This is a genomic window from Streptomyces sp. NPDC021622 (assembly GCF_040640795.1).
Taxonomy (GTDB): Bacteria; Actinomycetota; Actinomycetes; order Streptomycetales; family Streptomycetaceae; genus Streptomyces.
In genome coordinates, this window is sequence record NZ_JBFACK010000009.1 from 56,719 (window position 1) to 77,127 (window position 20,409).

The window sequence follows — 20,409 nt, forward strand, 5'->3', positions numbered from 1 at the left end:
CCCCCGCCATCGCGCGGGGCGCGGACGGGGGCCTCGTGTTCAGTCGATCGAGGTCAGCCCTTGCGGGTCTTGACCTCTTCGGTGAGGGCGGGGACGACGTCGAAGAGGTCGCCGACCACGCCGTAGTCGACGAGGTCGAAGATCGGGGCCTCGGCGTCCTTGTTGATCGCCACGATCGTCTTCGAGGTCTGCATACCGGCCCGGTGCTGGATCGCACCCGAGATACCCGAGGCGATGTACAGCTGCGGCGAGACACTCTTGCCGGTCTGACCGACCTGGTTGGAGTGCGGATACCAGCCCGCGTCCACCGCGGCACGCGAGGCACCCACCGCCGCACCCAGCGAGTCGGCCAGGGCCTCGATGATGTGGAAGTTCTCGGCGCCGTTGACGCCACGGCCGCCGGAGACCACGATCGCGGCCTCGGTCAGCTCCGGACGCCCCGTCGACTCACGCGGCGTGCGCGCGACGACCTTGGTGCCGGTGGCCTGCTCGGAGAACGACACGCTCAGGGCCTCGACGGCGCCCGCGGCCGGGGCCGGCTCCACGGCCGCGCTGTTGGGCTTGACCGTGATGACCGGGGTGCCGGTGGTGACACGGGACTTGGTGGAGTAGGAGGCGGCGAACGCGGCCTGCGTGGCCACCGGCCCCTCCTCGCCCGCTTCGAGGTCGACGGCGTCGGTGATGATGCCGGACTTGATCCGCACCGCCAGACGCGCGGCGATCTCCTTGCCCTCCGCGGAGGAGGGCACCAGCACGGCGGCCGGGGAGACGGCCGTGTAGGCGGCCTGCAGGGCGTCGACCTTCGGCACCACCAGGTAGTCGGCGAACTCCGGCGCATCGGCGGTCAGGACCTTCACCGCGCCGTGCTCGGCCAGCGTGGCGGCGGTCTCGGCGGCACCGTTGCCCAGCGCGAGGGCGACCGGCTCGCCGATGCGGCGGGCCAGCGTCAAAAGCTCCAGGGTGGGCTTGCGGACGGCACCGTCCACGTGGTCGACATAGACGAGAACTTCAGCCATGGGACTTCAATCTCCTGCGATTACAAGGGAAGTAGGGCGGTTTGACGGGTTCGGCAGGCCTTTAGATGAACTTCTGGCCCGCGAGGAACTCGGCCAGCTGCTTGCCGCCCTCGCCCTCGTCCTTGACGATCGTGCCCGCCGTGCGGGCCGGACGCTCGGTCGCCGAGTCGACCGTGGTGAACGCGCCCTCCAGGCCCACTTCCTCGGCCTCGATGTCCAGGTCGGAGAGGTCCCAGGACTCGACCGGCTTCTTCTTCGCCGCCATGATCCCCTTGAACGAGGGGTAGCGCGCCTCGCCCGACTGGTCGGTCACCGACACCACCGCCGGCAACGACGCCTCCAACTGCTCCGAGGCGCTGTCGCCGTCCCGGCGGCCCTTGACCACACCATCGGCGACCGTGACCTCGGACAGCAGCGTCACCTGCGGCACACCCAGACGCTCGGCCAGCAGCGCCGGCACCACACCCGCCGTGCCGTCCGTGGAGGCCATACCGGAGATCACCAGGTCGTAGCCGGCCTTCTCGATCGCCTTGGCAAGGACCAGCGACGTACCGATGATGTCGCTGCCGTGCAGGTCCTCGTCCTCCACATGGATCGCCTTGTCCGCACCCATCGACAACGCCTTGCGCAGCGCGTCCTTCGCGTCCTCCGGACCCACCGTCAACACGGTGATCTCCGCGTCGTCCGCCTCGTCCGCGATCTGCAGCGCCTGCTCCACCGCGTACTCATCGAGCTCCGACAGCAGACCATCGACATCGTCCCGGTCCACGGTCAAGTCATCGGCGAAGTGCCGGTCGCCAGTGGCGTCGGGCACGTACTTCACGGTGACAACGATCCTCAAGCTCACGCCGGCTCTCCTACTGCATCGTCTTTACTGGGCTGCTGCCTTGCTCTGGCCACTGCCTTCTTGCAGGCAGCATAGGCGCCTGGAGCGGCGGATCCCGGTCGGGGCGGCCCGCGCTCCGACCGGAATATTACTCGTCAGTACACCCAGAACATTCCCACTAAGCAAGCGCTTTGAACTGTGACCTTCCCAACGCTCTGTAATCAGGCACACAGCGGGGCATTCGGGAACTCTCAGTCGCGCAGCACGTTGAAGCGACCCTGGTGGTAGAGCAGCGGCCGCCCCACGCCCGCAGGGTCCCCCACGACCGCTTCCGCGAGGACGATGCGGTGGTCACCCGCGGGCACCCGTGCGGCGACGCGGCAGACAAGCCAAGCCAGCGTGCCGTCGAGCACGGGGACGCCTTCAGGCCCCTCGTACCAGCGCGTGGGCGCGCCGAAGCGGTCGGCGCCGCTGCGCGCGAAGGTCGTGGCGAGCTCCAGCTGGTGCTCGCCGAGTATGTGGACGCCGACGTGTTCGGCCTCGGAGATCGCGGGCCAGCTTGAGGCGCCCGTGCCGATGCCGAACGAGAGCATCGGAGGCTCGGCGGAGACCGAGACGAGCGAGGTGGCGGTGAAGCCGACCGGGCCTGCGGGGCCCTGGGCGGTGATCACCGCGACGCCCGCCGCATGCCGACGGAAGACAGAGCGCAGCAGGTCGGGCGAGGCGAGTTGGGGCGTACGGAGATCGGGCGTGGCCGTCATGGAGCTGTCCTTCTGCCGGAGGTACGAGCGGTTCCGTGGCTGCTCAGCAGCCCGGACAGCGCGCACTCGCATGACGTGCGAGGTCCAGGTGGACGCGCTCGTAGAGAAGGAGCTCCGGAGGCATGGAAGCAGGCTGACGATAGGTGCCGGGTGCAGTCAAGTCCGTTTCGCGATGTGAAAGACCCCTCGTGACGCCCTGACCGTGCGTCATCACGACTCCCCTCCCCCGCACATCGCCTCACAGTGCCTTGCCGAGCGCGGCGATCACATCGGCCTTGCGCGGCTGCCCGGACCTGCGCAGCACGATGTCCCCGTGCGCGTCGAGCACCAGGACCGTCGGCGTCTTGAGGATGCGCAGTTCTCGTACGAGATCCAGTTCCGCCTCGGCGTCGATCTCCACATGGCGGACACCGGGGACCATTTCGGCCACTTCCGCGAGGACGCGGCGCGTTGCTCTGCAGGGCTGGCAGAAGGCGCTGGAGAACTGCACGAGGGTGGCTCGTTCCCCCAGTCCACCGACCAGCTCGCGCACTTAGCTCTCCCGCCATTCCGCCATGATCCGACTGTCTGCGACTTCAGCGTTCGCGCGCCCGAAAAGATTCCGAAAGCTTGCGAACGTGACGAGAATCTCGCGTCCGCGGGGCACGATGGGTGGCCAGCCGTCCGTTCTTGGGGCACGATCTGCGCAACGCCGAAAAACCTACGGCTGCGTAACTTCCCGCCGGGAACCCCCTCCCAAGGCAGAAACGAAGGGCCCTCCCCACCCATGGCAGAGCTTGTCTACCCTCCGGTCATCGGTGCCGCGAAAACCCTTTTCAAGGCATGGGACCTGAAGATCGACTGCAAGGGGTCGGAGAACATCCCTCGCACCGGCGGCGCGGTGCTGGTCAGCAACCACATCAGCTACCTGGACTTCATCTTCGACGGTCTCGCCGCCCTGCCGCAGAAGCGGCTCGTGCGCTTCATGGCCAAGGAGTCGGTGTTCCGGCACAAGATCTCCGGTCCGCTGATGCGCGGCATGAAGCACATCCCCGTCGACCGCAAGCAGGGTGAGGCGGCCTACCAGCACGCGCTCGACTCGCTGCGCGCCGGGGAGATCGTCGGGGTCTTCCCCGAGGCGACGATCTCGCAGTCGTTCACGCTGAAGTCCTTCAAGTCGGGCGCGGCACGCATGGCGCAGGAGGCCGGGGTCCCGCTGATCCCGATGGCCCTGTGGGGCACCCAGCGGCTGTGGACCAAGGGCCACCCGCGCAACTTCAAGCGCAGCCACATCCCGATCACGATCCGGGTGGGCGAGCCGGTCGAGGCGCCGAAGGACCAGTTCGCGGGTGCGATCACACGGCGTCTGCGCGAGCGCTGCCAGGAGCTCCTCGAAGCCGCGCAGCGCGCCTATCCCGTACGCCCCAAGGGCCCGGACGACACCTGGTGGATGCCGGCGCACCTCGGCGGCACCGCGCCGACTCCCGCCGAGGTGAAGGCCGCCGAGGCGAGCTGAATCGATTACTCCGGCGCGTGGACGGTCAGCCGCGCGCCGGGGCTGAACTTCTCGAGCAGCTCGGCCAGTTCGGCACCGGCCGCCTCGACTCCGGAGCCCGGCCCCATCCCCTCCAGGAGGAAGATGGCGTTGACCGACTCCTCCGTGAGGCGGGTGCGCGGGCCCTGGCGCCAGTTCCAGCGGCGGCAGGTGACGCCCTCGTCGTCGCACCAGACGACCTCGCCCGCGTCGGGATGCTCGACCGCCTGCTCCCCCGCGGCCATGGTCACGAAGTCCTCGGCGCCGGTGGCCCGTACCAGTCGCATGCCACCCTTGATGTGGTCCAGGTCCTCGCCACCGACCGGGATGAGATGGGCGACGCTGATCGCGTTGTAGACGTCCACCAGGGTGTTGATCCGCGGCAGCCCGCCGTCGGCGAGGGCCCGCTTGGCCAGTGCCTCGGCGGAGTTGCGGGTCCGGGACGGCTTCGCGCCGAAGGCCGTGTACGCCGCGCGCCAGGCCGCCATGTGCGGGTCCTCGTGCGGGGCACGGCCGCCGAGCCGCTCGGCGAGCCGACGTGCGGCCTCGTCGAGAAGTGCCGAGGTCTCGTCGCTGCTCGGCCCGTTGGTGAGTCCGTACGCCTCGATGGCGACGTGGGTGAAGTCGGGAGCGAGGGCGCGGACTTCGTCGGTCACGGTGATCTGGAAGGTCATCGGCTGCCTTGCGTTCGGAGTGCTGCGGTGCCGCGGTGCGGCTGTTCGGCTGTTCGGCTGTTCGGCTGTTCGGCTGTTCGGCTGTTCGGCTGTTCAGAGTGCGTCGGGAAGGTTCTCCCACAGGTACGGCCGGTCCGGGGCGCTCTGCAGGATGCGCAGGACCGTCGCATGTGGTGCAGCATAGAGTACTGGATAGTCCATCTCAGTGGACTCCGCTTCCGGTACGAAGGCGAGCCTCTCGGCGCCGAGCGAGAACTGGGCGTCGACGCCGGGCCTGTTCCCCCGGCAGTCCTGCCGATGCCAGGCGCCCTGGAAGCGGACGGCGACCAGGCCGTGCACGCAGTACCCCGTGCCCGCGTCGTACGCGAGGCGCTGATAGCAGAGCGCGGTGGGGATGTCCTCGGCGCGCAGCAGCGCGGCCAGCGCGTGCGCCTTGGCATGGCAGATGCCCGTGCCCTGCTCCAGGACGTCGGAGGCGCGCCAGGTCACGCGCAGATCGCCGCTGTCGGCGGAGTGCGGGATGGTGTCGCGCACGTACTCGAAGGCCGCGCGAGCGTATGCGTATGAATCGGCGGCCTGCCCGGCGAGGCGTGCGGCGGTCTCGCGTACGACCGGATGATGATGGTCGATGACCTCGTCGGCGGCCAAGTAAGCGGACAGGTCAGGGATTTCCTGGATCAGCTGCATGATCCGGGAGCATAGAAATGCGACCGACCGCGAGTCAATGCTTTTACGGTCGATCGCATACCTATGCAGATATCCGGAGTGCGCGAGCCAGAGTCCGCGAGGTGCTACCTCGCCATCTCCTCCTTGAGCGCCGCTACGAACCCGTCGACGTCCTCCTCGCGGGTGTCGAAGGCGCACATCCAGCGGACGTCGCCCGCCGCCTCGTCCCAGAAGTAGAAGCGGTACTGCTTCTGCAGCCGCTCGCTGACGTCGTGCGGCAGCCGTGCGAAGACCGCGTTGGCCTGCACCGGGTAGAGGATCTCCACGCCGTGCACGGCGCGCACGCCCTCGGCCAGGCGCTGCGCCATCTCGTTCGCGTGCCGGGCGTTGCGCAGCCACAGGTCCTTGGCGAGCAGGGCCTCCAACTGCACTGAAACGAAGCGCATCTTGGAGGCGAGCTGCATGGACATCTTGCGCAGATGCTTCATGTGGCTGACGGCGTCCTGATTGATGACCACGACGGCCTCGCCGAACAGAGCGCCGTTCTTCGTGCCGCCCAGGGACAGGATGTCCACGCCGACCGCGTTCGTGAACGTCCGCATCGGGACGTCGAGCGCGGCCGCCGCGTTGGCTATCCGCGAGCCGTCGAGGTGCACCTTCATGCCGAGCTTGTGCGCGTGGTCGCAGATGGCGCGGATCTCGTCCACCGTGTAGAGCGTGCCCAGTTCGGTGTTCTGCGCGATCGAGACGACCTGCGGCATCGCGCGGTGCTCGTCGTCCCAGCCGAACGCCTGCTTGTCGATCAGCTCGGGGGTGAGCTTGCCGTCGGGCGTGGGCACCGTGAGCAGCTTCAGGCCGCCCATGCGCTCGGGAGCGCCGCCCTCGTCCACGTTGATGTGCGCGGACTCGGCGCAGATCACCGCGCCCCAGCGGTCGGTGATCGCCTGGAGCGCGACGACGTTGGCACCCGTGCCGTTGAAGACCGGGAACGCCTCGGCGGTGGGGCCGAAGTGGCCGCGGATCACCTGCTGGAGGTTGGCCGTGTAGTCGTCCTCGCCGTACGCGATCTGGTGACCGCCGTTGGCAAGGGCGATGGCGGCGAGGACCTCCGGGTGGGCGCCCGCGTAGTTGTCGCTCGCGAAACCCCTTACGTCCGGGTCGTGATGACGGCGTGCGTCGGTCTTCGGAGGGTTCACAGCTTCACGCGTGTCGCGAGCGGTCACGGCTTCTCGGTCAGCCACAGGCGGTTTCCGTTCACTTCCCCGGCGGGCCGCTCCCAGACGCCGGCGATGGCCTCGGCCAGCTCCTTGACGTCCGTGAAGCCCGCGAACTTCGCGTTGGGCCGCTCCGCGCGCATCGCGTCGTGCACCAGCGCCTTGACCACCAGGATGGCAGCCGCCGACGTCAGGCCCTGCTCGGCCCCCGCCTTGCGGAAGGCGTCGCCGAGGGCGAGGGTCCAGGCCTCGGCCGCGGCCTTCGACGCCGCGTACGCCGCGTTGCCGGCCGTGGGCTTGGAGGCGCCGGCCGCGCTGATCAGGAGGTAGCGGCCGCGGTCGCTGCGCTGCAGGCCGTCCTGGAAGGCCAGGGAGGTGTGCTGCACCGTACGGATCAGGAGCTTTTCGAGCAGGTCCCAGTCGGCGAGGTCGGTCTCGGCGAAGGTGGCGCTGCCGCGCCAGCCGCCGACGAGGTGCACCAGGCCGTCGATCCGCCCGAACTCCTTCTCGGTGCGCCTGGCCCACTCTCGGGTCGCGTCGAGGTCCAAGAGGTCGACCGTGTCGCCTATGACGGTGGCCCCGCCGTGCGCGTACCGCGCGGCGTCCACGGCCTCCGCAAGGCGCGCCGCGTCGGCGTCGGACGCCACGACCGTGGCTCCGGCCTCGGCCAGCCTCAGCAGCGTGGCACGGCCCGCAGGCCCTGCTGCCCCCGCGACCGCGACCACGGCTCCATCGAGTGCGGACATCGTCCTCGCCTCCTTGGTGCGGCCGCTCACGCGGCGACCTGCTCGGCGCCCGCCGCGGTGATCCCCTTGGTGGAGGCGATCACATGCTTGAGCTTCTTGGAGAGCGCCTCATAGAACATGCTGAGCGGAAACTCGTCGGGAAGCACCTCGTCGACCAGTTTCCGGGGCGGCAGCTGCGTGTCCAGGGCGTCCGGGCCCTTGGCCCAGCGCGATCCCGGGTGCGGGGCGAGGTACTGGGACACCAGGTCGTACGCGGCGAACCAGTGCACCAGCTTGGGGCGGTCGATGCCCGCGCGGTAGAGCTCCTCGATCTCGGCGCACAGCTGGTTGGTGACCTGCGGCGCACGCTCCCAGTCGATCTTGAGCTTGTTGTCCGTCCAGCGGACGACGTCGTGCTTGTGCAGGTACGCGAAGAGCAGCTGGCCGCCGAGCCCGTCGTAGTTCTTGACGCGGTCGCCGGTGACCGGGAAGCGGAACATCCGGTCGAAGAGGACGGCGTACTGCACGTCACGGGCCTGCGGGACGCCCTCGGCCTCCAGCTTCACGGCCTCCTTGAAGGCGGTGAGGTCGCAGCGCAGCTCCTCGAGTCCGTACATCCAGAACGGCTGGCGCTGCTTGATCATGAAGGGGTCGAAGGGCAGGTCGCCGTGGCTGTGGGTGCGGTCGTGGACCATGTCCCACAGGACGAATGCCTGCTGGCAGCGGTCCTGGTCGCCGATCATCTCGCGGATGTCGTCGGGCAGTTCGAGCCCGAGGATGTCGACGGAGGCCTCGGTGACGCGGCGGAAGCGGGCCGCCTCGCGGTCACAGAAGATGCCGCCCCAGCTGAAGCGCTCGGGGGCCTCGCGCACGGCGATGGTCTCCGGGAAGAGCACGGCCGAGTTCGTGTCGTACCCGGCGGTGAAGTCCTCGAAGGTGATGCCGCAGAACAGCGGGTTGTCGTAGCGCGTGCGCTCGAGCTCGGCCAGCCAGTCGGGCCAGACCATGCGCAGCACGACCGCCTCGAGATTGCGGTCCGGGTTGCCGTTCTGCGTGTACATGGGGAAGACCACGAGGTGCTGCAGGCCGTCCTCGCGGTGCGCTGCGGGCTGGAAGGCAAGCAGCGAGTCGAGGAAGTCCGGCACCTTGAAGCCGTCGTCCGCCCAGCGCCGCAGGTCCTTGACCAGCGCCTGGTGGTAAGCGGCGTCATGCGGAAGCAGCGGGGCGAGCTGGTCGATCGCGGATATCACGCGGTCGACGGCGAGCTCGGCCACGGACTTCGCCGGTGCGCCCTCCGCGTCGAAGTCGATCGAGCCGTCGGCGGACTGCCACGGCCGGATCTCCTCCACGGAGTCCTTGAGCATCGGCCAAGCCGGGTGCTCCACAACCCTTCCCGTGGGGCCACCCCCACTCGCGGAAGGAACAGCCCCTTCCGTCGCCTTCTGCACAAGAATTTCCGTCACTTGTCAACCTCCACGGGAGAACCTCGCGTATGGACACCGTATGCGGGCGAGGTTCTCCACCACAAGGGGAGGCTCGGGAAATTATCCTGTGTTACCCCCGACATCACCGCTGTTTTTCCCGTCCGACACTGTCAGGGCGACCGCTTCTGCCACATCCGCCAGCGCCGACCGCGCCTCCCCCAGAAGCTGCGGGAAGCCCAGGAATCCGTGGAACATCCCCGGATGGTGCCCCTCGGTCACCGCCACCCCCGCCGAGCGCAGCCGGGCCGCGTACGCCCGGCCCTCGTCGCACAGCGGATCGCAGCCCGCGGTGACGATGTGCGCGGGCGGCAGCGCGGCGAGCCCGGCCCGCAGGGGCGATGCGTAGGGATGCCTGCCGTCGCCGTCCGGGCCGAGGTACTGCTCCCAGAACCAGCGCATGTGCGCCGCCGTGAGGAAGTAGCCGCTCGCGTTCGACGTGTACGAGGCGCTGTCCTGCCCCGCGTCGAGGACCGGGTAGATCAGTACCTGGAGCGCCACGGCGGGGCCCGAGCGGTCGCGCGCCATCAGGGCCGCGACGGTGGCGAGGCCGCCGCCGCTGCTGTCCCCCGCCGTCACGACCGCACCGGGATCACCGCCGAGCCCGCCCGCCCCGGCCTCGGCCGCGGCCCAGCACAGGGCGGCGTACGCGTCTTCGGCGGCCGCCGGGAAGCGGTCCTCGGGGGCGAGGCGGTACGCGACGGAGACCACGACGGCGCCGGACTCCGCGCACAGTCGGCGGGCCGTGGCGTCGTGGGTGTCGAGCCCGCAGATCGTGTAGCCCCCGCCGTGGAAGAAGACGACGGTGGGCCGGTGGCGGCCGGCCCCCTCGGGCCGGTAGACGCGTACGGGCAGGTCGGGGGCGCCGGCAGGCCCCGGGACGGTCCGGTCCTCCACGGCGCCCACGGGCGGTGGGGCCTTGCCCGTGGACGGTGTCGCGGCGAGGATGCGACGGGCCTCGACCGCGTCGGTGACAGTGCCGCCGAGGTCGGGGAAGACCGCGCTCAGCGCGTCGACGAGGGGCCGCGCCTCGGGGGTGAGGCGATCGCTGTCCGCTCGCATGCTCAGATTTCCTGGGCGTGCGCTCTCCGCTCCCACGCTCAGACCTCCTGGGCCCGGAAGTACGGGATGACCTTCTCGCCCCACTGCCGCAGCGTCTCCATGCAGGCCTCCTGCGGGACGGTGCCCATCTGCACGAGGCACATGATCTCGTCGGCGCCCGCGTCGCGGAGCCGCTCCACATAGGCGATGGCGTCGTCGGCGGTCCCATACGCATGATCGGCATTGAACGTGGCCGTGGAGGTGGGCCGCACCGGGATGTTGTGCTCGTGCAGCCGCGCGACGACCTGCTCGGCGGCCTCGCGCATCGCGGCCGCCTCGTCGGCCCCTTCGACCACGGCCTCGTCGGGGATGCCCGCGCCGCCGTACCAGTGCCCGATGGACTGCGCGAAGAACCGCTGCCCCCGGATGCCGACGCTCCGCGCGGTGTCCCGGTCGTCGAGCACGATCGTCGGACAGAGAACGGAGAAGTGGTCGTTGACGACGCTCGACACAAAGCGCTCATCGCCGCGGTCCGCGATCGCCGCGTCGTAGGCGGCCCGCATCTCGGCGATCGAGTCGGGCCCGGCGAAGCCCATCACCAGGGCGCCGATGCCGAGGTCGGCGGCCTGCTTCAGGGTCTCGGTCCTGCTGCAGGCGAGGAAGAGCGGCGGGTGCGGGGTCTGCTTCGGCCGGGGCAGGATCGGATGCGGATCGATGTCGAGCAACTCGCCGTGATGCTCCAACTCCTCACTCTCCCAAGCCTTCCCGATGATCCGCAGCGCCTCCTCGACCTCCTGCGTCGTACGTTCCTTGTCGACGCCGCACAGCGAGGTCTCCTGCAGGGTGCCACCGCGCCCCGCCCCGAGGTCGAGCCGCCCGCCGGAGAGCAGATCGAGCATGGCGGCACGCTCGGCGACCCGCGCCGGGTGGTTGAAGTTGAACGGCATGCAGACCACGCCGTGCCCGATCCGGATGGTGCTGGTGCGCGCGGCGACCCAGGTCAGGAAGATCTCCGGGGCGCTCATGTGCGCGTACCACTTGAGGGAGTGGTGCTCGACGGCCCAGATGCGGTCGAACCCCATCTGCTCGGCCAGCACGGCCTGTTCGACGCTGTCACGGAAGAGTTGATGCTCGCGCTCGACGGTGGGGTCGGCGAGCTGCGCTTCGAATATGACGGAGAACTTCACTTGCCCTCCAGGGAGTTGAGCGCCGTAGCGGCGGAGCCCTTGTTTCGATTAGCTATATGACTAGTCGTCAGATAGCGAGGAAGCAAGGGCCCCGTACGCACGGGAAAGCTCTGGGACGACCGTTCAGGTCGTCACGCGGACTCCTGCCCGGCAGGCAAGGCGTGCGCCAGGAGGAACTCTGTCGCCGCCGCGATTGCCTCGGCATAGGTGCCGTGGACGGCCTCGGACTCCTCTTCCCGCTGGTCCGCGGCGGTGGCGCTGTACCACCAGGCGTCGACATCCGGGTCGTGGTGAACCACGGCGGAACCGCCCGCGTAGCGGAGCGGGATGGACTCGCCGGCGGACTTCTTGACCACCGCGTGGGGCCACTTGAGTCGGGCGGACTGACGTTTGATGCCACCCCAGGCCGCGCCCAGCTGGGCATAGTTCGCCCCGCTGCGGCCGGCGACGGTGGCGGCGCTCTCCGCCAGCCGGTCGACGGACTGCTTTGCCTCGTACAGCGCCCGCAGCAGCGCCAGTTGCACATCGGGCGAGGCCATCAGCGCGGGGTCGAAGTACTTGCCGGCGGTGCGATAGGCCAGCGCACGCGTCGAAATCCGTTCGGCCAGCGCGCGGACCGCGTCGAGGACCCGGTCGTCCATGGTGAACGTGTCGTCCTCGGTGGGCTCGCTCCAGGCGGGCTCCATCAGCGTCATGACGGTGGCCCAGAAGTTCTCGTCGCACTTGTCGGGGGTCGGGATCCCTGCCGCTTCATCCATGCGACAACTTTAACTGTCGGGAGACGCATGCGACAGTTATTACTGTCAACAGATCGAGCGCCGTCACCGTCGGCTGACCCTCACATGTTCTCGGCGCCGGCCTTGACCGCGTCGCGGATGCGGACGTACGTGCCGCAGCGGCAGATGTTGCGGATGCCGTCGAGGTCGGCGTCGGTGATCCGGCGGCCTTCCTCTGCGACACGTTTGACCAGGGCGACCGCTGCCATGATCTGGCCGGGCTGGCAGTAGCCGCACTGGGCCACGTCCTGGTCGAGCCAGGCCTGTTGCATCGGGTGCAGGTCCGCGCCCACCGTGGCCGGGAGGCCCTCGATGGTGGTGATCTCGTCGGTCGGCCGTAGATCTTTCACAGGGATCGCGCAGGGGTTGGCGGCCTTGCCGTTGAGGTGGCTTGTGCAGGCCTTGCAGACGTTGATGCCGCAGCCGTACTTCGGGCCGGTCACGCCGAGGATGTCGCGCAGCACCCACAGCAGCCGTACGTCGTCGGCGACGTCGACGGTGACCTGCTCGCCGTTGAGGCGGAAGCTGTGCTCAGGCACGGGATCTCCTTGCTTCGGCGGATGTTTCAGCGGGCGTGGTCCCGGCCGTCGGACGGGGACTGGGGGATCGGCGGGACGGTCGGCTTGGGCTCGAAGGAGAGCGTGCCGTGGTTGATGGGGAAGCTGGTCGGCATCGTGCCGGTCGCCCTGCCGTAGGCGCAGGCGACCGCCGCCATCGACGCGGCGACGCCCAACTCCCCCGCCCCGCCCGGCTTCCCGGTGGTGGTCGGCATGACGATGATCTCCAGCTCGGGGGGTGTGTTCCACTGCCGGGTGTAGAAGTAGTTGTCCCAGCTCGCTTCGAGGAAGTAGCCGTCGCGCAGATGCAGGCTGGAGGTCAGGGTCTGGGCGATGCCGTCCATGAGGCAGCCCATCATCTGGGCTTCCAGGCCACGTGGGTTGACGGCGAGGCCGACGTCCACGGCGATGACGGCCTTGGTGACGCGCGGGCCTGTCACGCCGTCACGGATGGGGCGGTCGACGGTCTCGGGCCGGCAGTCGATCTCCACCAACACCGCGTTGACGGAGTGGTATTCGGTGTGCAGGGCTATGCCCTGCGCGGTGCCTTCCGGCATCGCCCGGCTCCACTTCCCCACCTCGGCGGCCTTGTCGAGCGCCGCCCGGGCACGGTCGTCGCGCAGGAGGTCGCGGCGGAACTCGAAGGGGTCCTTGCCCGTCTTCGCGGCGAGCCGGTCGACGACGAGTTCCCGGGCGCAGGTGACGTCGGGCGAGTAGACATTGCGCATGCTGCCGGTGTTGAAGCCCTTGTCGGTCTCGCTGAGGAGCCGGCTGTTGACGCCGAAGTCGTAGGGCATCGACTGGGAGAGCTGGAAGAACGTCTCGGAGAAGCCGATGTCGCCCACGGGCAGCTTCGCGGCCAGGGCGGTGAAGACCTCGCCGAGGCCGTGCCCGAGGTCCGTGGAGACGCTGGTGTGCCGCTGCCGGTAGCTGAGCACCGTCTTGCCGAGGTAGGCGGCGCGTACGCGTGAGATGGCCATCGGGTGGGTGCGCCCTTGGCGGGCGTCGTCGGCGCGGTGCCACATGAGCTTGACGGGCTTGCCGAACTCCTGGGAGATCTCGGCGGCCTCCAGCGCGGCGTCGAAGAAGAGTTTCCGCCCGAAGGATCCGCCGCCTTCGGTGACGTGGACGGTGACCGCGCTCTGCGGCAGGCCGAGCCTGGCGGCGATGGCCTGCTTGGCGACGATCGGCGCCTTCAGGCCCGACCAGATCTCGGCGCGGTCCGAACGGACGTCGGCTATCGCACAGTTGGGCTCCAGCGCGCTGTTGCTGCGGAAGTGGAAGGTGAAGGTGGCCTCCACGGACGGTGTCACCGGCGGAAGCCCGAGCGGCAGTTCGGCGGCTCGCAGCTCCTTGAGCACCGTCTCGTCGGACTTGCCTTCCGCGCTGCCCGGATTCCAGGACACGTGCAGGGCGCGTACGGCGTCTATGCATTGACCGAAGGTCTCCGCACGCACCGCGACACCGGTGGAGACCGCCGCGACATCGGTGACGCCCGGCATGGCCCGGACCTCTGCGAGGTTGGCCACGGAGCGGACCTTGCCGTTGATGGTCGGCGGACGGCACACCATCGTCGGCCTGGCGTCCGGTACGTCGAGGTCCATCGCGAACTTCTTGCGCCCGGTGACCGCGGCGAGCGCGTCGATGCGGTTCTGTGGCGTGCCGATGACGGTGAACTCGCGGCGCTCCTTGAGCTCCACGGACACCCGCTGCGGCTCGCCGCTCGCGGCCTTCTCGGAGAGCGCGCCGATGCCGATGCTCCTTCCGCCCGCGCCGCCGGTGATCACTCCGGCCTTCAGGGTGAGGTCGCGGACCGCCGCGCCGAGTTCGACGGCCGCGGCTCGCAGCAGCCGGCCGCGGGCGACGGCTGCTGCGACCCGGATCGGGGTGTAGGTCGAGATGGTCGTGTTCGACGCGCCGGTGAGCTGGTTGAACACCAGCTCCGGCCGTGCGTCGGCCAGCGAGACCCGTACCCGGTCGAGCGGTACGTCCATCTCCTCGGCGATCAGCATGGCCGTCGACGTCGTGATGCCCTGGCCGACCTCGGCCCGCGGCAGTGCGAACGACACGGTGCCGTCCCTGCCGACCTCGACCGTGATCAGGTTCGAGGTCGGCAGGGCGGCCGCGGTCATGACGTCGTTGAGGTCGACAAGTTCGGTGACCTCCGGTGACGGAATCCCGGCCACGGCTCCCGGCGCAGGCGCGAGTTGGGCAGCGGTCACCAGGGCCGGCGCGGCAAGCACGTAACCGAGGAAGCGGCGCCGCCCGATCCCGGAGGACGTACCGGACTCCGACACTGACTCCGACTCCGACTCCGACTCCGACACTGGCTCCGGCTCCGGCTCCGGCTCCATCAGTGCGATCGGTTCGCGTCAGGGATCTCCAGATGGATGGGCCTGCCCTCCGACAGGAAGAGCAGGACGAACTTGCGGAGGGCTTCCTCCATGGCCCAGGCGGCCTGCGGGACCAGGGGCAACGGGATCAGCTTTTCCCGGAAGGCCACAAGGAGCGGCCAGGACTTCGAGATCAGCGGCTGCCAGAACGGTTCCTCGGACAGACCGATCAGGTCGCCGATCCGGTCCCCGAGCGTGTACCGCGAGAACGCGCTGACCAGGGGCCGTGACACACCGGCGTCGAGCTCGGCGACGATGTCGAGGAGCATCTCGGTCAGCTTGACGCCCTCGTCCGAGCGGGCGAGTACGGGGTCGAGGAGCTGCTTGGACTGGGCCTCGGCCGCCTCCCAGGTGGCCGGGATGTACTCGTCGCGGACGCCGAGCATGTGCGCGGTCACCTGCCACACGTGCAGATAGGCCTCGGACTCGGCGCGGGAGACCGGAACCTTCCACTCAAGCAGCTTGCGCATCACGAGAGTGGCCAGGCTGTGCCAGGTGACCATCAGGTCCGCCTGGCTGATGGGGATCTTCTGGCCTCCGCTGGTCTGGGACCAGCCCGGGGACTTCGGCAGCAGGTTGCGCACCGCCGCGTGCACGAGCCGGGTCCGCACCGCGGTCACGATCATGGAACCCTGGGGCTGGTAGGCGTCCAGGTCCCCGATGTCGTACCCGAGCTTCGCGGTCTTGGCGATGCGGTCCTTCATGTCCGCGCCGCCCTTGGAGTAGTAGACGGCGCGGGCCTCCCTGGGGATGGCGGTGCTCATCAGACCGCTGCCGAGCCCGTACAGGGCGCCGACGTAGATCCCTTTCGTCGTGCTGAACTGTGCGGCGGTGTCGAGCTTCTTCCGGTCGGCCCAGGAGGGCAGTTGGCGCGCCTTGTCCATCAACTGCCGCAGATCCCGGGGCAGTCCGTCGGGCAGGGGCTGGTCGTTGCGGGTCCAGGTCCGCAGCAGGTCGTTGACCTTGGGTACGTCGCCCCGGTCGAGGACGGCACCAAGGATCTGGTCGGCCTCCTCGTCCCACACCCACTGCGGGTCGGCGCCTTCGCCCGCCTTCGCCACCGAGCCGCTCGCCGCCCAGGTCCACGCGGACCGTGCGCTCGCCGGCGATGCCATGCCGAGCGCGCCGACCGCGCCAAGGGCTCCGCCCGTGAGCAGCATCTTGCGCCTGCTGAGTTCATCCATGCTCGGAACTCCTCCTTGAGGCCGGGGGGTCAGGGGGTCAGGCGGGCCGGTTGGCGTCGGGGATGTCGAGGTGGATCGCGCGTCCCTTGGAGAGGTAGAACAGGATGTACTTGCGGGCCGCTTCGTCGATCGTCCAGGCGATCTTCGGCACCAGGGGCAGCTTGATCAGCCCCTCGCGGAACGCCACCAGCGGCGGCCATGCGGTCTTGACCGCCGATTCCCAGAACGGCTCACGGGGGATGCCGTCCCAGTCGGCGATCCTGTCGCCCACGAGGTACCGGGCGAAGGCGTTGACGAGCGGGCGGTCGACGCTGCCGGGACTGGTCTGCTCGGCGAGCTGGCCCAGCAGGATGTCGGTCAGCTCGACGCCTTCGCGCGTAGGGCCGAGAACCGGATCGAGGAGCTGCTTGGACTGGGCCTCGGCCGCCTCCCAGCTCGCGGGGATGTATTCGTCGCGGATGCCGAGCATGTGCGCGGTCACCTGCCACACGTGCAGATGGGCGTCGGACTCTGCGGAGGTGATCGGGACCTTCCACTCGCGCATCGTGCGCATCGCGTAGGTGGGCAGGGTGTGCCAGGTGACCAGCATGTCCGCGAGGCTGATCGGGATCTTCTGGCCGCCGCTGGTGTCGGACCAACTCGGGGACTTCGGCAGCAGGTTGCGTACCGCGGCGTGCACCATCCGCGTCTTGACCGCTTCCACGATGCAGGTGCCGTCGGGCCGGTACGCATCGAGAGCCCCCACGGCGAAGCCCAGCTTGCTGGTCTTGGCGACCCGGTCCTCCATGTCGGCGCCGCCCTTGGAGTAGTACACGGCGCGTGCCTCGCGGGGGATGGCGGTGCTCAGCATGCCGCCGCCGATACCGTTGAGGATGTTGAGGTAGAGCCCCCTGGCCTCGTTGAACTTCGCGGCGGTCTCGAGCTTCTTCCGGTCCGCCCAGGAGGGCAGTTGGCGGGCCTTGTCCATGAACTGCCGCAGATCCGGGGGCAGTCCGGCCGGGAGCGGCTGGTCATTGCGGGTCCAGGTGCGCAGCAGCTCGTTGACCTTGGGTACGTCGCCGCGGTCGAGGACGGCACCTAGGAGCCGGTCGGCCTCGTCGTCCCAGACCCACTGAGGGTCGGTGCCCGCGCCCGCCCCGGCCACCGAGCCGCTCGCGGCCCAGGACCAGACGGACCGCGCGCCCGCCGGCGACGCCACGCCGAGCGCACTGACCGCACCAAGCGCTCCACCCGTGAGCAGCATCTTGCGTCTGCTGAGTTCATCCATGGCCCGGAACTCCTCCTTGAGTCGCCTCAGCGCTGACTGATACTCTGATACAGATTGCGTTGCTGCGTTTCATCGGCGTTTCATCGAGAGAAGCACAACCCGGATCGGAGCACCAGACTCCGGACCCGACTTCTGCAACTCGCCTCCCACGCAAGGGAAGTTGAGGAACGCGCCCCCAGAAAGGCGACCGTGGAACGACCTGCATTTCCCTTCCTTGCCACGCCCCAGGACTCGGATTCCGTACTGGACCGCGCGTTCACCGAGGCGGCCGAGCGGGTCGACGAGAACGACGGGGCCACCACGCGCGTGCTCGACGCCGCCTTCGAGCAGTTCCGCCGCATGGGCATTCGCCGGTCCACGATGGAGGATGTGGCGCGCCGCGCGGGGGTCTCCCGGATCACCGTCTACCGCCGGTTCGCCACCAAGGACGCGCTGGTCGAACAGGTCGTACGGCGTGAATTCCGGCGGTACTTCGACCAGTTCATCGTCGACGTCCAGGGCGCGGAGACCGTCGCCGACCGCGTGGTCCTCGGCTTCGTGAGCTCACTGCAGGCCATCCGCCGCAATCCCCTCATCGGCGGCCTGATGGACGTGGAACCGGACGCCGTCGTGCCGTCCATGACCAGCGACGGGGGCCGCACGCTGGCCGTCGTGCAGCAGTTCGTCGCGGGCCGGCTGCGCCGCGAGCAGCGTGCGGGCAAGATCTCCCGCGACGTGGACGTGGACGTCGTGGCCGAGATGATGGTCCGGGTCTCGGCGTCCTTCCTGGTCATCCCCAGCCACGTCGTCGACCTCGATGACGAGGCGCAAGTACGGGCGGTGGCCCGGCAGTTCCTCGTGCCGATGCTCGACCCACCGCCCGCCACCGACCCGTAGCGCCCGCCTTTCTCTCCCCCCTGGCCACCGGTACGGCGATGATGACTCCGCGCGGCGCTTGTGCTGGACTGAGCGACACAATCCGTACGCGATGACAGGGTGAAGGCGATGCCTCTTGAAGGCGAGTACGTCCCGAGTCCGGCGCAATGGATCCGCGACCAGGTCGAGTTGTACGAGAGTTCGGACGGCGCACAGGGGGCGACGCTCTGGGACACGGGCCTGCCCGTCGTCATTCTCACGACGCGCGGCGCGAAGACCGGCAAGATCCGCAAGATCCCGCTGATGCGCGTGGAGCACGAGGGGCGGTACGCGGCCGTGGCCTCGAAGGGCGGCTTCCCGCGTCACCCGGTCTGGTACTTCAACCTCAAGTCCGACCCGCACGTGGAACTCCAGGACGGCCCCGCACGCCAGGACATGACGGCCCGTGAGATCACCGGGGACGAGAAGGCCGAGTGGTGGGAGCGCGCGGTCGCCGCGTATCCGCCGTACGCCGAGTACCAGGAGAAGACCGACCGTGTGATCCCCGTCTTCGTGCTGGAACCCGCGTCGGTGGCCATCTGAGTACCTGAATGAGGAGGGTCCTCGACCACCATCGTGGTCGAGGACCCTCCTCGTTCGTGCCGGTATCAGCCCGCGGCGACTCCGAACCACTTCGGCAGCCGGTCGAGCAGGTCCTGCTGGTCCTCGCCGACCCATGCAACGTGCCCGTCCGGCCGCAGCAGCACAGCGGGCACGTCCAGTTCCTCGCTCACGTCGACGACGTGGTCGACCCGGTCCGCCCAGCCCTCGACCGACAGGCGGCCGGTCTGGTCGAGCAGCAGCCCGCGGCCCTCGTGCATCTGCGCGTACAGGCGGCCCCGCTTCAGTTCCAGGTCCCGCAGCCGCCCGCCCAGCAGGTCATGGCCCTCGCCGAAGTCGTAGCGGACGTCGACCGCGGTGATCATTCCGGTCACGTACCGGTTCACCTCCTCGAAGTCCATCAGCTTCGCGAACAGCTCCCGCAGCGCGGTCGGACCCGGATCGGTCCCCATCAGCGTGATCTGCGCGCGCGTGTTGTCGATGACCCGGGCGGCCACCGGGTGCCGTTCGGTCTCGTAGCTGTCCAACAACCCTTCCGGGGCCCAGCCGTTGACCGCCGCGGCCAGCTTCCAGCCGAGGTTGAAGGCGTCCTGCACGCCGAGGTTGAGCCCCTGCCCGCCGGTCGGCGGGTGGATGTGCGCCGAGTCGCCGGCGAGGAACACCCGGTCGACCCGATAGCGCTCGGCCTGCCGGGTGGCATCGCCGAACCGGGACATCCAACGCGGCGAGTGCACACCGAAGTCGGTGCCCGCGTACGCCCGTAGCTGCTTCCTGAAGTCCTCGATGGTCGGCTCGGTCGCGCGGTCCTCGGCCACCCCGTCGGCGGGCACGATAATGCGGCAAAGACCGTTCTCGGTGGGTTTGACGGCGAACCGCAGCTGGGTCTTGTTGACTTCCTCGACGGCAGCGGCGATCGTCTCCGCGTCCTCGGTCACCTCCATTTCGGCGAGCAGCGTCTCGACCGTGGCCGCCTCGCCGGGGAAGTCGACGCCGATCAGCTTGCGCACCGTGCTGCGGCCGCCGTCGGCTCCGACGAGGTAGCGCGAGCGCAGCCGCGTGCCGTCCGCGAGCTCGACGCTCACCCCGGCGCCGTCCCCGTCCTCGTCCCCCTCCGCGGACTGGGTCACCCCGACCACTTCGCAGCCGCGCCGCATCTCGACACCGAGCTCGATGGCACGCTGGTTGAGCAGCCGCTCGGTCTCCGGCTGCGGGGTGGCGACGCCGAACGCGTGGGCCGTGTCGAGACGGTCGGGCCACGGCTTCATGATGCCGCCGAAGAGGCCACCGACCTGGAACTTCTCGCTGACCGCGAGGAACCGGTCGAGCAGGCCGCGCTGGTCCATCACCTCCACGCTGCGCGCGTGCAGGCCCTGCCCGCGGGACTGCTCGGTCTGCTTGTCCAGCTTCTCCAGTACGACCACGTGCACGTCCTGCAACCGCAGCTCACAGGCCAGCATCAAGCCGGTCGGTCCGCCCCCGACCACGATCACATCAATCATCAAAGCCCCATCCAGCACGTTGCATTCAGGCCGGTTCCGGCCCAGGCCGATGATTCTGCGTCATGACCGGGGCCTTGCCGCAAGGGCCCCCACCAGCTATAACTTGAAACTGGCATCAAGTGCTCTCGCCGTGCTCGCGCACCGCGATCCGAGCCAGTTTCGTCAGCATCATGC

20 protein-coding genes are annotated in these 20,409 nt (G+C 69.2%); 3 read left to right on the forward strand and 17 right to left on the reverse strand.

All coding sequences use genetic code 11. The features are described from left to right. Window positions 1-53: 53 nt before the first annotated feature. The 4 genes from AB0G47_RS19195 to AB0G47_RS19210 all read right to left on the reverse strand — a co-directional run bounded on the left by AB0G47_RS19195 (window position 54) and on the right by AB0G47_RS19210 (window position 3,135). Window positions 54-1,016, reverse strand: coding sequence for an electron transfer flavoprotein subunit alpha/FixB family protein (locus AB0G47_RS19195; RefSeq protein WP_360771019.1), 963 nt, complete (start codon window positions 1,014-1,016; stop codon window positions 54-56). 61 nt (window positions 1,017-1,077) lie between these two features. After that, complete coding sequence (locus AB0G47_RS19200) at window positions 1,078-1,863, reverse strand: electron transfer flavoprotein subunit beta/FixA family protein (RefSeq protein ID WP_360771022.1); 786 nt, start codon at window positions 1,861-1,863, stop codon at window positions 1,078-1,080. A 230-nt stretch (window positions 1,864-2,093) separates the two neighbouring features. Beyond that, window positions 2,094-2,603, reverse strand: coding sequence for a flavin reductase family protein (locus AB0G47_RS19205; RefSeq protein ID WP_360771025.1), 510 nt, complete (start codon window positions 2,601-2,603; stop codon window positions 2,094-2,096). A gap of 238 nt (window positions 2,604-2,841) precedes the next feature. Beyond that, window positions 2,842-3,135 (reverse strand): thioredoxin family protein, encoded by a 294-nt coding sequence (locus AB0G47_RS19210; RefSeq protein ID WP_360771028.1) that lies wholly within the window; start codon window positions 3,133-3,135, stop codon window positions 2,842-2,844. A gap of 234 nt (window positions 3,136-3,369) precedes the next feature. Between AB0G47_RS19210 and AB0G47_RS19215 the strand changes: the two genes are divergently transcribed. Next, window positions 3,370-4,098 carry a lysophospholipid acyltransferase family protein gene (locus AB0G47_RS19215; RefSeq protein ID WP_360771031.1) on the forward strand — a complete coding sequence of 243 codons (729 nt, stop codon included), beginning with the start codon at window positions 3,370-3,372 and terminating at the stop codon, window positions 4,096-4,098. A gap of 5 nt (window positions 4,099-4,103) precedes the next feature. On the opposite strand, the gene AB0G47_RS19220 is transcribed toward AB0G47_RS19215, so the two are convergent. From AB0G47_RS19220 to AB0G47_RS19275, 12 genes are all read right to left on the reverse strand, one after another. After that, window positions 4,104-4,790, reverse strand: coding sequence for a phenylalanine--tRNA ligase beta subunit-related protein (locus AB0G47_RS19220; RefSeq protein ID WP_360771034.1), 687 nt, complete (start codon window positions 4,788-4,790; stop codon window positions 4,104-4,106). Window positions 4,791-4,883: 93 nt separating this feature from the next. Continuing rightward, entirely contained in the window at window positions 4,884-5,477 is a 594-nt protein-coding gene (locus tag AB0G47_RS19225) for a transglutaminase family protein (RefSeq protein WP_360771037.1), read from the reverse strand. A 104-nt stretch (window positions 5,478-5,581) separates the two neighbouring features. Beyond that, on the reverse strand, window positions 5,582-6,652 hold the full coding sequence (locus AB0G47_RS19230; protein WP_360771040.1) for a low specificity L-threonine aldolase: 1,071 nt from the start codon (window positions 6,650-6,652) through the stop codon (window positions 5,582-5,584). 23 nt (window positions 6,653-6,675) lie between these two features. Then, a complete protein-coding gene (locus AB0G47_RS19235; protein WP_360771043.1) occupies window positions 6,676-7,416 on the reverse strand; it encodes an SDR family NAD(P)-dependent oxidoreductase in 741 nt (246 codons plus the stop codon). Between the two features lie 26 nt (window positions 7,417-7,442). Next, on the reverse strand, window positions 7,443-8,858 hold the full coding sequence (locus tag AB0G47_RS19240) for a DUF6421 family protein (RefSeq protein ID WP_360771046.1): 1,416 nt from the start codon (window positions 8,856-8,858) through the stop codon (window positions 7,443-7,445). A gap of 81 nt (window positions 8,859-8,939) precedes the next feature. Next, window positions 8,940-9,938, reverse strand: a complete 999-nt coding sequence (locus AB0G47_RS19245; protein ID WP_360771048.1) for an alpha/beta hydrolase — start codon at window positions 9,936-9,938, stop codon at window positions 8,940-8,942. A 38-nt stretch (window positions 9,939-9,976) separates the two neighbouring features. Then, on the reverse strand, window positions 9,977-11,104 hold the full coding sequence (locus tag AB0G47_RS19250) for an LLM class flavin-dependent oxidoreductase (protein WP_360771051.1): 1,128 nt from the start codon (window positions 11,102-11,104) through the stop codon (window positions 9,977-9,979). A 131-nt stretch (window positions 11,105-11,235) separates the two neighbouring features. Beyond that, complete coding sequence (locus tag AB0G47_RS19255) at window positions 11,236-11,862, reverse strand: hypothetical protein (RefSeq protein ID WP_360771054.1); 627 nt, start codon at window positions 11,860-11,862, stop codon at window positions 11,236-11,238. A gap of 80 nt (window positions 11,863-11,942) precedes the next feature. After that, the gene (locus tag AB0G47_RS19260) at window positions 11,943-12,419 is read right to left on the reverse strand and encodes a (2Fe-2S)-binding protein (RefSeq protein WP_360771057.1); all 477 of its coding nucleotides are present in this window, start codon (window positions 12,417-12,419) and stop codon (window positions 11,943-11,945) included. 26 nt (window positions 12,420-12,445) lie between these two features. After that, window positions 12,446-14,791 (reverse strand): molybdopterin cofactor-binding domain-containing protein, encoded by a 2,346-nt coding sequence (locus tag AB0G47_RS19265; protein ID WP_360771060.1) that lies wholly within the window; start codon window positions 14,789-14,791, stop codon window positions 12,446-12,448. Continuing rightward, window positions 14,791-16,014, reverse strand: coding sequence for an oxygenase MpaB family protein (locus AB0G47_RS19270; RefSeq protein ID WP_360771063.1), 1,224 nt, complete (start codon window positions 16,012-16,014; stop codon window positions 14,791-14,793). The genes AB0G47_RS19265 and AB0G47_RS19270 overlap by 1 nt, the downstream gene beginning before the upstream one ends. Before the next feature lie 37 nt (window positions 16,015-16,051). Next, the gene (locus tag AB0G47_RS19275; protein WP_360771066.1) at window positions 16,052-17,281 is read right to left on the reverse strand and encodes an oxygenase MpaB family protein; all 1,230 of its coding nucleotides are present in this window, start codon (window positions 17,279-17,281) and stop codon (window positions 16,052-16,054) included. A 189-nt stretch (window positions 17,282-17,470) separates the two neighbouring features. Here AB0G47_RS19275 and AB0G47_RS19280 point away from each other — a divergent pair, with 189 nt between their 5' ends. Together AB0G47_RS19280 and AB0G47_RS19285 are read left to right on the forward strand one after the other, a co-directional pair. After that, the gene (locus tag AB0G47_RS19280) at window positions 17,471-18,157 is read left to right on the forward strand and encodes a helix-turn-helix domain-containing protein (protein ID WP_360771068.1); all 687 of its coding nucleotides are present in this window, start codon (window positions 17,471-17,473) and stop codon (window positions 18,155-18,157) included. A 108-nt stretch (window positions 18,158-18,265) separates the two neighbouring features. After that, the gene (locus AB0G47_RS19285; protein WP_360771071.1) at window positions 18,266-18,718 is read left to right on the forward strand and encodes a nitroreductase family deazaflavin-dependent oxidoreductase; all 453 of its coding nucleotides are present in this window, start codon (window positions 18,266-18,268) and stop codon (window positions 18,716-18,718) included. 65 nt (window positions 18,719-18,783) lie between these two features. On the opposite strand, the gene rox is transcribed toward AB0G47_RS19285, so the two are convergent. Continuing rightward, entirely contained in the window at window positions 18,784-20,235 is a 1,452-nt protein-coding gene (rox, locus tag AB0G47_RS19290) for a rifampin monooxygenase (protein ID WP_360771074.1), read from the reverse strand. Between the last annotated feature and the right edge of the window lie 174 nt (window positions 20,236-20,409).